This window comes from Gluconobacter roseus NBRC 3990 (assembly GCF_006538885.1).
GTDB lineage: Bacteria > Pseudomonadota > Alphaproteobacteria > Acetobacterales > Acetobacteraceae > Gluconobacter > Gluconobacter roseus.
In genome coordinates this window covers 354,569-369,647 of record NZ_BJLY01000003.1, presented here as the reverse complement: position 1 = coordinate 369,647, position 15,079 = coordinate 354,569, and the positions used below count along the sequence as shown (strand labels likewise).

The 15,079-nt window shown below is 61.8% G+C and carries 15 protein-coding genes; 7 read left to right on the top strand and 8 right to left on the bottom strand.

What is annotated here, in order from left to right; translation table 11 throughout:
* Window positions 1–17 precede the first annotated feature (17 nt).
* The 5 genes from ptsP to GRO01_RS09135 are packed head-to-tail and all read right to left on the bottom strand — an operon-like array spanning window position 18 to window position 4,109.
* Window positions 18–1,889 (bottom strand): phosphoenolpyruvate--protein phosphotransferase, encoded by a 1,872-nt coding sequence (gene ptsP, locus GRO01_RS09155; RefSeq protein ID WP_062511485.1) that lies wholly within the window; start codon window positions 1,887–1,889, stop codon window positions 18–20.
* Entirely contained in the window at window positions 1,882–2,181 is a 300-nt protein-coding gene (locus tag GRO01_RS09150; protein WP_062511119.1) for an HPr family phosphocarrier protein, read from the bottom strand. Before GRO01_RS09150 ends, ptsP begins: the two co-directional genes overlap by 8 nt.
* A gap of 14 nt (window positions 2,182–2,195) precedes the next feature.
* Entirely contained in the window at window positions 2,196–2,636 is a 441-nt protein-coding gene (locus tag GRO01_RS09145; RefSeq protein WP_062511117.1) for a PTS sugar transporter subunit IIA, read from the bottom strand.
* Window positions 2,633–3,598 carry an RNase adapter RapZ gene (gene rapZ / locus GRO01_RS09140; protein ID WP_062511115.1) on the bottom strand — a complete coding sequence of 322 codons (966 nt, stop codon included), beginning with the start codon at window positions 3,596–3,598 and terminating at the stop codon, window positions 2,633–2,635. The genes GRO01_RS09145 and rapZ overlap by 4 nt, the downstream gene beginning before the upstream one ends.
* A gap of 49 nt (window positions 3,599–3,647) precedes the next feature.
* Complete coding sequence (locus GRO01_RS09135) at window positions 3,648–4,109, bottom strand: HPr kinase/phosphorylase (RefSeq protein WP_083541422.1); 462 nt, start codon at window positions 4,107–4,109, stop codon at window positions 3,648–3,650.
* A gap of 53 nt (window positions 4,110–4,162) precedes the next feature.
* Between GRO01_RS09135 and GRO01_RS09130 the strand changes: the two genes are divergently transcribed.
* The gene (locus GRO01_RS09130) at window positions 4,163–4,552 is read left to right on the top strand and encodes an endoribonuclease L-PSP (protein ID WP_231490431.1); all 390 of its coding nucleotides are present in this window, start codon (window positions 4,163–4,165) and stop codon (window positions 4,550–4,552) included.
* Between the two features lie 170 nt (window positions 4,553–4,722).
* Window positions 4,723–5,082 carry a UrcA family protein gene (locus tag GRO01_RS09125; protein WP_062511110.1) on the top strand — a complete coding sequence of 120 codons (360 nt, stop codon included), beginning with the start codon at window positions 4,723–4,725 and terminating at the stop codon, window positions 5,080–5,082.
* Between the two features lie 134 nt (window positions 5,083–5,216).
* Here the strand turns inward: GRO01_RS09125 and GRO01_RS09120 are convergent, their stop codons facing one another.
* Complete coding sequence (locus GRO01_RS09120; RefSeq protein WP_062511482.1) at window positions 5,217–7,031, bottom strand: stimulus-sensing domain-containing protein; 1,815 nt, start codon at window positions 7,029–7,031, stop codon at window positions 5,217–5,219.
* A 42-nt stretch (window positions 7,032–7,073) separates the two neighbouring features.
* Window positions 7,074–7,844 carry a response regulator transcription factor gene (locus tag GRO01_RS09115; protein ID WP_062511108.1) on the bottom strand — a complete coding sequence of 257 codons (771 nt, stop codon included), beginning with the start codon at window positions 7,842–7,844 and terminating at the stop codon, window positions 7,074–7,076.
* A gap of 162 nt (window positions 7,845–8,006) precedes the next feature.
* Here GRO01_RS09115 and GRO01_RS09110 point away from each other — a divergent pair, with 162 nt between their 5' ends.
* From GRO01_RS09110 to infC, 5 genes are all read left to right on the top strand, one after another.
* Window positions 8,007–8,672, top strand: a complete 666-nt coding sequence (locus GRO01_RS09110) for a nucleotide exchange factor GrpE (protein WP_174787426.1) — start codon at window positions 8,007–8,009, stop codon at window positions 8,670–8,672.
* Window positions 8,673–8,774: 102 nt separating this feature from the next.
* The gene (locus tag GRO01_RS09105; RefSeq protein ID WP_062511106.1) at window positions 8,775–9,695 is read left to right on the top strand and encodes a glycosyltransferase family 9 protein; all 921 of its coding nucleotides are present in this window, start codon (window positions 8,775–8,777) and stop codon (window positions 9,693–9,695) included.
* Window positions 9,692–10,747 carry a glycosyltransferase family 2 protein gene (locus GRO01_RS09100; protein ID WP_062511105.1) on the top strand — a complete coding sequence of 352 codons (1,056 nt, stop codon included), beginning with the start codon at window positions 9,692–9,694 and terminating at the stop codon, window positions 10,745–10,747. Before GRO01_RS09105 ends, GRO01_RS09100 begins: the two co-directional genes overlap by 4 nt.
* A gap of 113 nt (window positions 10,748–10,860) precedes the next feature.
* On the top strand, window positions 10,861–12,798 hold the full coding sequence (gene thrS, locus GRO01_RS09095; RefSeq protein ID WP_062511104.1) for a threonine--tRNA ligase: 1,938 nt from the start codon (window positions 10,861–10,863) through the stop codon (window positions 12,796–12,798).
* 153 nt (window positions 12,799–12,951) lie between these two features.
* On the top strand, window positions 12,952–13,473 hold the full coding sequence (gene infC / locus GRO01_RS09090; protein ID WP_011252394.1) for a translation initiation factor IF-3: 522 nt from the start codon (window positions 12,952–12,954) through the stop codon (window positions 13,471–13,473).
* Window positions 13,474–13,546: 73 nt separating this feature from the next.
* On the opposite strand, the gene GRO01_RS09085 is transcribed toward infC, so the two are convergent.
* On the bottom strand, window positions 13,547–15,061 hold the full coding sequence (locus GRO01_RS09085) for a tetratricopeptide repeat protein (RefSeq protein ID WP_062511103.1): 1,515 nt from the start codon (window positions 15,059–15,061) through the stop codon (window positions 13,547–13,549).
* Between the last annotated feature and the right edge of the window lie 18 nt (window positions 15,062–15,079).

The window sequence follows — 15,079 nt, the reverse complement described above, 5'->3', positions numbered from 1 at the left end:
AGCGCGAGCAAACGACGTCAGGTTGCGAACTGCCGCACCAGATCACGGATCACGAGTGGGTCGTTTTCCAGCATGACCTGTCGGCGCAGCTGGTCGCAGTCTTCAAGCGTGAGAGTACGGATCAGCCGTTTCACGCGAGGCAGGGAGGCGGAGTTCATGGAAAAAGAGCGCAGGCCCAAACCGATCAGCAGCCCTACCACACGCGGATCGGACGCCATTTCTCCGCAGACCGAAATCGGGCGACGCGCCCGCAGCGCCGAATCCGCCGCCGCCTCAATCAGGCGCAGGACACCGGGATGAAGCGGGCTGTAGCGGTCCGCCACCATGGAATCCGCGCGATCCACGGCGAGCGTGTACATCGTCAGGTCATTGGTGCCGAGCGCCATGAAATCGGCATGCTTGGCCAGCGTATCGACGGTCAGTGCGGCAGCTGGCGTCTCGACCATGATCCCCAGTGGCGGCAGCGGATCGGGAAGCTGATGCCCCTTGCGCTTCAGGCGCCGTGCGACCCGGTCATAGATCTCCCGCGCATCCACGATCTCGTCCGAAGACGTCACCATGGGCAGGAGCACCCTCACTGGACCGATTGCGACACCCTCTTCAGGCGCGGCCGCCCGCAGGATGGCGGCGAACTGCGTTTCCAGCACGTCCGGCACCCGAAGCAGAAGCCGCACTCCCCGCAGACCCAGCGCGGGATTGTCCCCATCCGCAACCTGCTCCGCCAGCCCGAGCCTGCGCATGCAGGCACGGCCCTTTTCGCCCCCCCAGTCCAGAACGCGGATCGTAACCGGCCGCCCGTCCATGGCCTGCACGATGGCGCGATAAGCCTCGGTCTGACCGTCTTCGTCCGGAAGATCCTCGCGTTCGCCAAACAGGAATTCACTGCGCAGCAGACCGATGCCTTTGGCGCCATTTCGCATCAGCATCGGCAGTTCTGCCGGCAGTTCCAGATTGGCTGAAAGTTCGATGTCCTCGCCGCTCTGAAGCTGGGCCGGCAGACGTTTGAGCCGTCCGAAAGCCCGCTTTTCCTTGACTTCCCGCTGTGCCGCTTCCGTCGCCAGACGCAGTTCGGTTTCGTTGGGGGAAAGCGTGACGGTGCCCAGATGCCCATCCACGACCACCATCTCGCCTTCCTGCACCTGCGCCATGAGATTCGGCACGGCGAGGATGGCGGGAATGTCGAGCGCGCGCAGCAGGATCGCGGTGTGATCCGCACCGCCCCCACCCTGCGTGACCACGGCCGCGACCCGGGCCGGGTCAATCATGGCGATATCAGCCGGGCGAAGCTGCTCGGCGACCAGAACCGAGCCCGGCGGCAGACTTGAAAATGCCCGGTAGGAAATGCCAGTGAGGTTCCGCACCAGACGGCGGCCGATTTCCTCGAACTCGCCTGCCAGACGCAGATTGGCGTCGGCTTCCTGTGTGTTGTTTTCGCGCGCCACAGCCTGCGCCATGCGCGAGACCTGCAGTGCCAGTTCCTGCGTAACCTCCGAAACGGCAGCTTCGGCACACAGCCCCTCATCCGCAATGCGACCACGGACCTGCCGGACCAGCCGCGAGGGGCCGAGCATCCGTTCATAGACCGTCAGAAGGGACGCAATTTCCTCGCGTCCTTCTTCCGGCAGCCCGACCAGCCGGTCCCGCATTTTCTCGATCTGATGGAAAGCCCGGGCAATGGCCTCGTCCAGACGGACATTTTCCGCTTCCGGCCCGATGGCGCTGTAGCGTTCGGTGATATCGGGAAGGGGCAGTTCCTCGACCCGGCCTGCCGGTCCAAGCCCCAGACCGGGCGTAATGGCCTTGCCCTGGAGGAAAACTCCGGAACGTGTGCTGCGACGGGAGGAGCGGGGAGAGCGGCTTCGGGACGGTCTTAAGGACGGTTCAGTCACGCTCACCGAACCCGTCTGCAATCAGGGCTTCCAGAGCATCCAACGCTTCAGCGGCCTGTGGGCCATGGGCACGGAGCATGACGGTCTGGCCCTCACCGGCGCCCAGCATCATCAGTCCCATGATCGACAGGGCGGAGACGACATTGGAACCATGAGCGATCGTGGTCTCCGCGTCAAAACGCTCGGCTGTGGTGACGATCTTGGCGGCGGGCCGGGCGTGTAGGCCCAGATGATTGACGATGGAGACGGTGCGGGGCGCAACGGTCGCGGAAGAAAGGGTCGTATCGCTCATTCAGTGAACTCAATTCAATGAACAGGCAGCGTACAGGCACGCGGCCCTCCATGGAGGCAGGGATCGGGAAGCTGCGACGCTACGGCGATGTACTTCCGCCCCGCCATTGTGGCCTTTTCCACGCAGCCTGCAAGATCCAGATCCCGCCGCGTTTTCGCCAGCTTGACCAGCATCGGCACATTCACGCCCGAGACGACCTCGACATGTCCCGGCTCCCGCAGAGACAGCGCCAGATTGGATGGCGAACTGCCGAAGATGTCCGTCAGCAGAAGCACGCCCTCGCCGGTATCGAGCCGATGAAGCAGGCGTTCGGCCGCCGGGCGCAGCATGGCGGGATCATCATCATCCGCCACACCGACCACACCCACCTGTGCCTGCGGCCCCACGACATGGATCAGCGTTTCCAGCAGGACATCGCCAAGACGTCCATGCGTTACCAGCATCAGTCCGATCATACCGTTCTGTCCTGTGAGGAATCCTGAGGAGGTACGGCCCAGCGCCAGGACGCCAGACCCTTGCGGGCAAGTTCACGGTGCAGGACCATCATCGGTCCGACCGGCATAGTTTTCGGGAGGATGCGGGCCAGTTCTTCCACGATCGTCACCGAGCGGTGACGGCCGCCGCTGCATCCGATGGCAATGGTCGCATATTTCTTGCCTTCCGCCACGAAACGGGGAAGCACAAGCTCCAGCAGGCTCTGGATATGGCCGAAAAACGCGGAATAAGCCGGGTCCGACTTCACGTACTGCACCACCGCCTCGTCCAGCCCGGTCATGGGCTGAAGGGCCGGATCATAATGGGGATTGCGCAGGAAACGTGCATCAAAAACCATGTCCGCCTCGCGCGGCAGACCTGACGGATAGGCAAAGGACATCAGCGCAACCGTCAGCCCTTCCCCGCCTGTGCTGCCAAAGCGCGTCTCGATCAGCTGGCGCAGTTCGGGAGAAGGCAGGTCGGACGTGTCGATGACCAGATCCGCATTGGCCCGCAGTGGCGCCAGAAGGGCGGTTTCCTGTTCGATTCCGGGAAGAATGGTGCCGCTGGTGACCAGTGGATGGCGGCGGCGCGTGGCGGTGAAGCGACGCAGAAGGATTTCGGGCTCGGCAGTGGCGTAAAGAAGCTGGACCGAGCAGTCCGGCAGAAGCCGCAGGCGTTCGAGCTCTTCCAGCACGCGGGACGCTTCAAACCCACGACTGCGGACGTCGATTCCGATGGCCAGATTCTGCCCGGCCCGTGAGGCGAGCGCCTGGATCAGGTTCAGGGGTGGGTTATCCACGACCTCATGTCCCAGATCTTCCAGAACCCGCAATATGGATGATTTTCCCGCTCCGGACAGACCCGTTACGATCAGGATCCGGCGGGAACCATGACCATATTCGGATAAAGAGCCAGACTCGGGATGGTTCGCCGATGCCATGTGCCACACTCTAGCCGTTTTTCTTTTTGTGCGGAACTATTTCGCACCTTCACGTTTTTGCAACGTCGCCCCCTGCCCCAACCACCCATTCATAAGTCCCGCAGCAGGCCTTCACCGCCGCCCTGATCCGCGCCACCGTTCCCGGAAAACCGGGCTCCAGGCGCAGCATGACTGCTCCCGTCCAGGGGTCCCGGCACGGCTCGGGCAGGCGGGGCTGCCCCTCCCCCAGACAGACCCGCAAACGGACCCTCGCATTTATGACAAAAGGTGTCCGGAGAATCCCGACCCCCCGGACTTCGATCAGTCCGGCAAGCCGTTCAGGGGCCGAAGCAATAGTGCCATCCAGCACCACCCGGTCATCCGCCACGAGGTCAAACCCCGCATCCATCAACCGCAGTGCCAGTTCGGATTTCCCCGAACCCGAAGGACCGGAAATCAGGACACCTTCCCCGTTCCACGCCACACAGGACGCATGGACCGAACCCCCAGGCGGAGCGGACAGGACGGACATGACGGATTGCGACCTCCACGGGAGCGGACTAAGACCTTGGGTCGGACAGGGGCATGACGGACCTCTGGCATGGACCAGGACTACGAACCACTATGGGCGCATCCTCCCCACACCAAAGCGTCACCGTACATGGAGACGAAGTCACCTGCACTGATTTCAGCGGATTCAGCCCGGACGGGGAACGTCCCGGCCGGCTGTCGGATGAATGTCAGGCTGCTCTCTCCGCCATTTCACTGGCTCTTGCCGATCATGGCCTGACCCTTGACCATACCCGGCACGTCGCCGCCATGATCCGGGAAGGCCAAACTTTCAGCCAGTGTCAGGCCGCCCTGAACGAAGCGCTGGCGGCGGCAAGACCTGCGCTCACCCTGCGGATCGTGCAGCGCTTCCCCCTCCCCGAACAGCGCATTGCCCTGAGCCTGACCGCCACGCCACACGAATAATCGGCATTATCCGCCATTCTATGGTCTGAAATACCATTTTTCGTAGAAAACTGGTTTCAAGACGATTTTGAAACAGTTTTCCAGACCGGAAATTCAGAACTGGCACGCTTCCTGCATTGAGGATTTCCAGACGCCAAGAGCGTCGGAATTTTCTTCAGGAGCTTTGTGCCATGACCCGTTTTTCCACCCTGCTGATCTGCACCCTGTCTGCCGCCAGCGTTGTCCTGCCGCTCCAGATGGCCCAGGCCCGCCCTGCCGACCCAGGCACAGCCAGCACTGAAATCGACCTCTCATCGCTGGATCTAACTTCCGCACAGGACTGGGACACGGCCACGAAAAAGATCCGTCAGGCCTCCCATGCTGTCTGTCAGCAGCTTCAGGATGAGAACTGGCTGTTCATGAGTGATGTAACCGACTGCGAGCAGGATGCCGCTTCCAACGCTCGCGACAGCCTGTACGACCTGAGGGACCAGCAGCGTACCCGGTGCCGGAACGGGCATGTGCTTCTTGCTCTTTCCGCCCGGAAGTAATGGCCATGTCCCGACATCTTCTGCCGGTGCTGGTCCTTGCGCTGCCTTTTGCAGCAACGCTCGGACCGGGCGTGATCGACGGGCTGACATCCGGGCCGGCCATCACCGTTCAGGTGCCGGAGCGCATTCCGGCGTTAGGGCGCGCGCGGGAGCCGCACCACGAAACAGGCCCCGCGGATCGCCCCGGACGCATCCATCCGGTTCTCGGCGAACAGACTGCCACGCAGGGCGTGGATGATCTGCCGGCTGATCGCGAGGCCGAGTCCGGAATGCTGGCCGAAGTTCTCGGTCTGGGGCCGCTCTGAATAGAAACGGTCGAAAATGCTGTCGAGCTTGCCCGGCGGAATACCGGGGCCCTGATCGGTGATGGTGATTTCCACCACGCTACCGGTTCCAGGGCCTTCCCCGGCAATATCGCGCGCGCTGGCATGTAGGGCGATGATGCCCTTTGGCGGCGAGAACGACACCGCATTGCCGATCAGATTGCGCAGGACCTGCACGAGCCGGTCTTCCACGGCCAGCGCCTTCAGCGGCGGGTCCTGATCGCGGACGTCGAGCCGGAGCACGGGATCGTTTTCCCGGCGCGTCGTCTGATGCATTTCCGCCAGAATGGAGAGAAGAGCCACGACCGAAACGGGTTCAGGGCGCACACGGGACAATTCCGCATCAATCCGGCTCGCATCGGAAATATCCGTAATCAGCCGGTCGAGCCGTTTGACGTCGCTGTTGATAATGCCAAGGAGCCGTTCGCGCCGTTCGGCGATCTGGATGCGCGGCAGGGTCTCAATCGCCGATCGGATGGAAGAGAGCGGGTTCTTGATCTCGTGGCTGACATCGGCGGCGAAGCGTTCGATGTCGTCCATCCGCGCCCAGAGCGCCAGCGCACTGCCCCGGAGCGAGCGGGCCAGAACGCCGATTTCGTCACGCCGGGCCAGAAGCCGCTCCGGCACGAGATCCTTGCGGCCATCGGTCTCGCGCATGTCGTTGGAAGCGCGCGCCAGCGTCAGCAGCGGGCGGGCAATCGTGAGCGACAGGTACCAGGACAGCAGTACCGTCACGACCAGCGCTGCCAGCACCAGCGACAGGATCGAGGAACGGACGGCAAAAAGCGTGCGGTCCACTTCCGGCGCGTGACGGGTGAGCTGGATCTCGCCCACCGTGACACCATCGCGCACGACAGGCTCCACGACCGTCACGACAAGCTGATGATCCTTGGTGCGCCGGATGAAAGGCGGCAGTTCGGCCTGCGAATGGAGCGGCTGCGCATCATGCGGGCCGTCCATGGCGGTGTCGTTGGTGTCGAGCGTCACTTCTTCGCTGGAGGTCAGCGGCAGGAGCGACAGCAGCCAGTCATAGAAACTTTCAAGGATATTGTTCCGGGGCGGCTGCCAGGATCCGCCATCGACCACATCTGGCGCCGTGTGATCCTGCTTGCGACGTGAGGCCGTGCGGCTGTCCACGACCAGTTTGCCATCCGGATCGAACAACAGGGCGTGCGCATTGGGACTCGGCTCGGTCAGACTGGCCAGAAGCGGGCGGGCCTGCGCGACATCCAGTTCCAGATTTCCACCGGGCGCCGGATGACCAGGCGCATGGGCCGCAACCCGGACGGCGGACTGGCCGAGGGCTCCGGCATAGATATGGGCCTGCTCGCGCAGGGCGTTGACATCGGTTTCCAGCAGGCCGTTCTGGAACTGGCCCAGAAACAGCAGCGTGACAGCCAGAAGTGCGAGCGGCAGGGCATTAAGCAGCAGGATCCGCACCAGAAGCGGCGAGGCCAGACGCCGGCGGGAGAAAGAAATCTCCGACAGCGGACGCGGCTTCAAGCGGTTCAGGACCTGCGCCCAGAGGGTCCGCAGCGACTCGACGAACCCCGTCCCTAGACGAGTGCGGGCCGATTCGGCACGACGACGGTCGCGCCCCTGTTCAAGCCGGTCGGCATCGAGCATGTGACCCGTCGGGAAAGAGCCGGAATCATCATCCACGCGCGCTTACTCGTCCCGGTAACGGTAACCGATGCCGTAAAGCGTCTCGATCTGGTTGAACTCGTCATCCACCTGGCGGAACTTCTTGCGGACGCGCTTGATGTGGCTGTCGATCGTGCGGTCATCGACATAGATATTATCGCCATAGGCCGCGTCGATGAGCTGATCGCGCGACTTCACCATGCCCGGACGCAGGGCAAGCGCCTTGACCAGCAGGAACTCCGTAACCGTCAGCGCAATGTCCTGACCGTCCCACAGGCACTGATGGCGCGTCTCGTCCAGCGAGAGCTTGCCCCGCACGATGGCGGAGCCCACAGCCGCAGCACCCGTCGCCTCGGCGCGGCTCGCGTCCTGACGGCGCAGCAGGGCGCGGATACGCTCGATCAGCAGGCGCTGGGAGAACGGCTTGGTGATGTAATCGTCCGCTCCAAGACGCAGCCCCATGAGCTGGTCCAGCTCCTCGTCTTTGGAGGTCAGGAAGATCACCGGCAGATTCGAGCGCGCACGCAGGCGCTGGAGCAGTTCCATGCCATCCATGCGCGGCATCTTCACATCCAGCACCGCAAGGCTGACGGGACGCGAGGTGATGCCCTGAAGCGCGCTTTCGCCATCGGTATAGGTGTGGACGGTAAATCCTTCGGCTTCGAGCGTCATCTGGACGGAGGCGAGGATGTTCCGGTCGTCATCCACCAGCGCGATGATTGGCGCGGCGGAGGCTGCGGACGGCGGCTGCGAAGCCGGCGCGGGCGGCGCGTAGGGGGTTCGGGGCGTCTCCATGAGGGGTCCGTCTGCTGAAAACTGTTGCGGCTTTTTACCTATAACCCATGATCCATGATGGCGGAAAATAGGCTTTTCAATGACATGATGCGTCGCTATGCGACCGCGCAACCCTTGTCTTTGAGACAATCAGCGTTATCTCCTGAAGAAGTACGGGGCCGCATGATGGCCCGTCCCATAGAAGAAGGTCGTGACATGACAGACCACAACGCATCGCCGGAAACGGCCCACGACGTGCCTGAACAGGGCGTCGAGACCTCCGGCCATGAGACTCCGGGCATGAACGAAACCGGCGGTGAAACGCTGGAAGAAACCACGCCGGAAGCCCGGATCGAGGCTCTTGAAGCCGAAGTCGCGGAACTGAAGGACCGCTGGGTCCGTTCCGAAGCCGAAAGCCAGAACATCCGCGCCCGCGCCAAGCGCGACATCGAGGATGCGCGCCAGTACGCCATCCAGAAATTCGCCCGTGACGTGGTCGAGGCTGCCGAAAACCTGCAGCGCGGCCTGGCGTCCCTGCCGCCGAAGACCGAAGGCGAGGATACGCTCACCACCAAGCTGCGCGAAGGGATCGAGGGGACGGAACGCTCCTTCCTCAACATTCTCGAACGCCACGGCATCACCTGCGAAGACCCGACCGGCAAGCCGTTCGACGCCAACCTGCATCAGGCGATGGCGGAACAGCCGTCCGACCAGCATCCGTCGGGCCATGTCATGCAGTCCTGGACGCCGGCCTGGCTGCTCAAGGGCCGCCTGCTGAAGCCGGCCATGGTCGTTGTCGCCAAGGGTGGCGCACAGGCTGCACCGCAGGGCGTCGACAAGACGGCCTGACGTGACCCTGGCATAAGGACCGAAATCCCACGTTCGGGATTTCTTTGCGGAACGGCAACCGGGAATGGTTGGCGTTCCGCAACACCCTGCTAAAGTCGGCGCATGAGTCGCATTCTTGTCATAAAGCTCGGCGCCCTGGGCGATTTCGTTCAGGCATTCGGAGCTTTCGCGTCCATCCGGGCCGCTTTTCCCCACGCCACACTGACCCTCCTGACCACCGCACCTTTCGTGGATCTGGCCCGCGCCGCGCCGTGGTTCGACGAAATCCTCACGGATGACCGCCCGTCACTGGCCAACCTGCCGGGACTGTGGGCGCTGTCAAAAAAACTCCGCGGCTACGACCGGGTCTTTGATCTTCAGACTTCCGGCCGCTCGAAAACCTATTTCCGCCTTGCAGGACGACCCGAGCACTGGTCCGGCATTTCCGACGGGTGCTGCCATCCGCACGGCAATCCGTCGCGCAACGACATGCATACGCTGGCCCGTCTGGACGACCAGCTTCATGACGCCGGCGTCACACCCCTGCCCCGCAGCGTTCCGCAGTGGCTTGAAGGACATGGGCCTGAAATTGCAGCCCCCTATGCCGTGCTCGTCCCAGGTGCGGCCTTCCACCGCCCACAGAAACGCTGGCCCACGTCACGCTTCGCCGAGATCGCCAATGCGCTTGCAGAAAAGGGTATCCGCCCGGTCATCGTGGGGACACAGGCCGAGGCGCCGCTGGCTCAGGACATCCTGCGCCTCTGCCCCACCGCCTTTGATCTGACAGGGCGGACCACGCTGCTGGAACTGGCTGGTGTGCTGGACCGGGCGGAACTCGTAATCGGGAACGACACCGGCCCGATGCATCTGGCCGCTGCAATGGACACACCCTGCATCACGCTCTTCGGTCCTGACAGTGACCCACGCCTCACTGCGCCCCTTACGCCTACGGCTGGTCGGACGGACCTGATCGTGGTGCCCGATCTGGCAATGCTGCCAACATCCAGGGTTCTGACCTGCATGGAAGCGATGCTCTCCCGATGACCCGGGTCCGCTGTGTCATGATGCAGAAGAACGAGGCGACCCTGCTGGAGCCATGGATCCTATGGCACGCGGCAATTTTCGGCTTCTCCAATCTGACAATCATCGACAATGGCTCGACCGATCCAACGGTTCTGGACGTCCAGACGCGGTATGAAGGCAAAGGGGTTCGGATCGTCCGGGATCATGCATCTCCCGTGGATTTCCTGCACAAGGGAGACGTCATTGCCGGGATCATCCGGCAGTGGGATGCAGAAGATGCGTACGATTTTGCCGTACCATTGGATTGTGACGAGTTCCTGACGGTCTTTCTGGATCAGCTTTCGCTCGATCCGGAAGTCATCCGGCGGCAGTTCGATTATCTGGTGCAGGAAAACGCCACGTTCATCACGGACCGCTTGCTTTTGAATGTTCCGCTGGCACCCGATTACTACAGACCCCAGATCGTGCGACGCGGTCTGTTCCGGGCGCACACGATCGTCAGTCTGGACCGGGGGTTCCATAACCCGCAGAGCATCTATCCCGAGCGTTACGTGCGTACCCCGTTCGTGCATCTGCATCTGCACAACCGGCCGGATTATGAAGAAATCCGCCGGTTTGCCCGGCAGAAGCTGGATGCGGCCAAAACGGGTTCACCGTTGGAACACCCGAAAGACGGCACACATCTGCATTACTATTTCAATGCCAGCAGTGAGGAGTTTCTCGCTGGTTACAGGCAGGTGCCAGATATCTATGCGCCAATGATTGCGCAGCGCCTGCGGGATCTGGGGGTTGATCCGGATATCCTGCTTGGCAAAGGCGACAGCGTCCCTCATCCACCTCTGAGCATTCCGTCCGGCTTTCTGGCACACCGGACATTGGAAGACGGGCAACAGCACGAATACCGGGTGTTCGATCCTGTTTTCTACGCCCGGAACAATCCGGACGTTACGCAGGACCCGTATTACGGGACATGGCCAGTCATCCATTATCTGACCTGTGGATGGGATGAAGGCCGGCAGTCCGATCCCGGCAATGTCCCGCCGCTTGTGCTCCAGATGGACAAAGCGACCTGAAAACGGACTGTCTGTCCGTCTGGGGGTTGCAGCGCGGCGGGGATTGAGGCCATTTACCGGTTCGTTTTTCGGCAGAGCGATCTGCCGTCCCCACTCGCACAGGAGCGATCTCCATGCCCGCCATCACACTCCCCGACGGAAGCGTCCGCACATTCGACGGGACGGTGACGGGCACGACGATCGCCGCTTCCATCGGGCCGGGTCTCGCCAAGGCCGCCATGGCAATGGAAGTGGACGGCAAGCCCGTCGATATCGGCACCGAAATCAGCAGCGATGCGTCCGTGAAGTTCATCACCCGCAAGGATGAGGACGCGCTGGAAATGATCCGCCATGACGCGGCGCATGTTCTGGCCGAGGCCGTGCAGTCCCTGTGGCCTGAAACGCAGGTCACGATCGGGCCGAGCATCAAGGACGGGTTCTATTACGATTTCTCCCGCGAGAAGCCGTTCACCCCGGAAGACTTCCCGGCCATCGAAGCCAAGATGCGCGAGATCGTGGCGGCCAATACGCCGTTCGTCCGCGAGGTCTGGGATCGTGACGAGGCCATCCGTTTCTTTGAAGAAAAGGGCGAGGACTTCAAGGCGCAGCTGATCCAGGATCTGCCGGAAGACGAGCAGATCTCGATCTACCGTCAGGGCGAATGGCTCGATCTGTGCCGCGGCCCGCATCTGCGCACCACCGGCGATGTCGGCACGGCATTCAAGCTGATGCGCGTGGCCGGGGCCTACTGGCGCGGCGACCATCGCAACCCCATGCTGACCCGCATCTACGGCACCGCCTGGCGCGACAAGAAGGAGCTGGACGCCCATCTCCTGCGCCTTGAGGAAGCCGAGAAACGCGATCATCGCCGCATTGGCCGCGAAATGGACCTCTTCCACATCCAGGAAGAAGCCGTCGGCCAGATCTTCTGGCACCGCAAGGGCTGGCGCCTGTACACGGTCCTGCAGGACTACATGCGTCGTGCGCAGGAGCGGAACAACTACGAGGAAGTTCGCACTCCGCAGCTCGTGGACCGCGCGCTCTGGGAAGCCTCGGGTCATTGGGACAAGTATCGCGAGAACATGTTCGTCGCGACCGTCGAGGACGAGGACAAGACCCTCGCGCTGAAGCCGATGAACTGCCCGTGCCATGTGCAGATCTTCCGCCACGGCCTGCGCTCCTATCGTGAGCTGCCGCTGCGGATGGCGGAATTCGGCGCGTGTCACCGTTACGAACCGTCGGGCGCGCTGCATGGCATCATGCGCGTGCGCGGCTTCACGCAGGACGACGCCCATATCTTCTGCACGGACGACCAGATTGCAGACGAGACCGCGAAGTTCGTGAAGATGCTGGCGGAGGTCTATTCCGATCTTGGATTCGACAGCTTCCGCGTGAAGTTCTCCGACCGTCCGGAAACGCGTGCGGGTTCTGACGAGGTCTGGGACCGTGCAGAAGGCTCGCTCAAGAAGGCCTGTGAGATCGCAGGCGTTGAGTACGAATACAATCCGGGCGAAGGCGCGTTCTACGGTCCGAAGCTGGAATTCGTGCTGACCGATGCCATTGGCCGTGACTGGCAGTGTGGTACGCTTCAGGTGGACTATGTCCTGCCTGAGCGTCTGGATGCGTCTTACATCGGCGAGGACAGCAACCGTCATCGTCCGGTCATGCTGCACCGCGCGATTCTCGGCAGTTTCGAGCGCTTCATCGGCATCCTGATCGAGCAGTATGCCGGCAAGTTTCCGCTCTGGCTGGCACCGACGCAGGTTGTCGTGGCGTCCATCGTCTCCGACGCCGCCGACTACGCCAACGAAGTCGCGGCAACGCTGAAGGCCGCGGGACTCCAGGTCGAGACCGACACCCGCAGCGACAAGATCAACGCCAAGATCCGCGAACACAGCCTTGCGCGCGTTCCGGTCATCCTTGTCGTGGGTCGCCGCGAAGCCGAGGAACGCAAGATCGCCATGCGGCGTCTGGGCGGCGCGGCACAGGAGATCCTGTCCCTCGACGAGGCCGTTGCAGCGCTTGCGAAAGAGGCTCAGGCCCCCGACATCGCGCGCTTTGCAAAGGATTGAACGTAATCCCCTTGCACCGGGCGTAAGGCAGGACTATGTGCAGAAGGAACGGGATCGGAAATGGCCGTATCCCGCCTTTCTTCGTGAAGGCGGATGCTGGTGACCGGACCCGAGAGAAACTGATGACAGGAGCTGACCATAGCTAGACCGCCGATGCAGGCCGCGCCCACCCGTGAAGGACCGCGCGTCAACGAGGAAATCCGTGTTCCGCAGGTTCGTCTGATTGACGAAGAAGGCGAAATGCAGGGTGTCATGACGACCCGCGACGCCCTGATGCGCGCGTTTTCGGTGGGTCTCGACCTTCTGGAAATCAGCCCGACCGCTGTTCCTCCTGTCGTGAAGATTCTCGACTACGGCAAGTTCAAGTATGAGCAGCAGAAGAAGAAGAACGAAGCCCGCAAGAAGCAGAAGGTCATTGAGATCAAGGAAGTGAAGGTTCGTCCCGGTACGGGCGAGCATGACTTCCAGACCAAGCTCAAGGCCATTCACAGCTTTCTTGACGAAGGCGACAAGGTCAAGATTTCCCTGCGCTTCAAGGGCCGCGAAATGGCCCATCAGGAGCTCGGCATCAAGATGCTTGAGCGTATCCGGCAGGAAGTCGAGGAAAAGGCGAAGGTGGAGCAGATGCCCCGTCTTGAAAATCGCCAGATGCTGATGGTGATCGCACCCCGCTAAGGGGCGCTTTCAGCCCGCACATGAAAAACCGGCCGCCCTTTCGGGATTGGCCGGTTTTTTTATGGCCTGTCCGTCAGGCGGCCTCGGTTTCAAGGTTTGCCCGATAGAGCCCGACGAACTGCCGTAGCATTCCTGCGATCTCGGCGACCGGACTTTCCCAGTCTCCCGACCTTGGCTGACGGAAAATCCGCATGCTGGGATACCACGGTGTCGTCGTGCCGGTTTCGCCCCAGCGCCAGCAGGCATCGCTTCGTGACAGCATCCAGACAGGCAGGCCAAGTCCACCCGCCAGATGCACCATGGATGTATCCACGCTGATCAACAGATCCACGCCGTAAAGCCGGGCGGCCGTATCGGCGAAGTCTACAATTCCATCCGTTACTTCGACGACCGGCAGGCCTGTTTCGGCAATCTGGTTTTTGGGTGTCCCAAGCTGAAAACTGACAAAACGGATGCCCTCCACATCCATCAGGGGCGCAAGCTTTTCCAGCGGTACGCTTCGACGCCGGTCAACCTGCGAGGCGATCGGATCATGGGGACGGGGATCTCCACTCCATACCAGACCGACAATCAGGTCAGGCGGGGTCATGTTTTCCGTGATTATCTGTCGCAGTGCGCCACCCTGCCGCTCCTGCTCTTCAGCAGGAACACGCAGATACGGACAGCCGGGCGCCATGGATGGCGTCATCTTCAGTCGCAGTGGCAGCCCAACCATGGGGCAATGCAGATCCAGATGCAGTGATGGGTCAAGGATTGAGACGACCTGATCGATTCCCTCCATCCATTCCAGAATCCGGACCAGAGGCACGGGAACCTGAACCACAACAGTGGCTCCAAGAGCCTTGAGGAGAGGGACAAAACAGATGAACTGGAGCGTATCCCCATAGCCCTGCTCGTGGTGAACCAGAATGGTCTTGCCACGCAGATCTTCCCCTTCCCATTGTGGAACGGTCAGATCCGTGCGTGGCGTCTGAGAACACCGCCAACGCCATTCATATTCACGCCATCCCGGCTCAAAATCACCCATCTTCAGCAGACTGACCGCGCGCCCGAACCGACAAACTGCATTTTCAGGATCGAGAGCAATGGCCCGATCATAATATGGCAGCGATTCTGCACTTCGACCCAGCCCCTGAAGAACATGGCCGATATTGTTAAGTGCCGGGACATGGTCGGGACTCAGGGCCTCGCCGGTCATGGCGTGCTCAAGAGCCCTGTCAAACGCACCTTTCCGCGCCAGAACCATACTGAGATCAACGTGATAATGGGCATTTGAAGGCATCTGCTGGATCGCAACCTTCAGGGCCCGTTCCGCGCCATCCAGATCACCGGCTTCCAGAGAAACAATCCCCAGCCGATGCCAGATCCTCGGTGCATTAACATTCAGGTGCAGGCTCTGAAGATAGAAGCGCCGGGCCTGGTACCAGTCTCTGAAACGTTCGTACAGGCACCCTGCCAGAAACGTCGAATGCGGATCCTGTGGGAGGGTCTGAATCCCTTCATGCAGCTTTTCGAGCGCGCCGGAGGTATCGCCTGCGTCTGCCAGAGCGAGAATATCCTGTGCCAGCAAGCGGAACGAGTTGGGCATGAAGACTCCTTTTTTTCC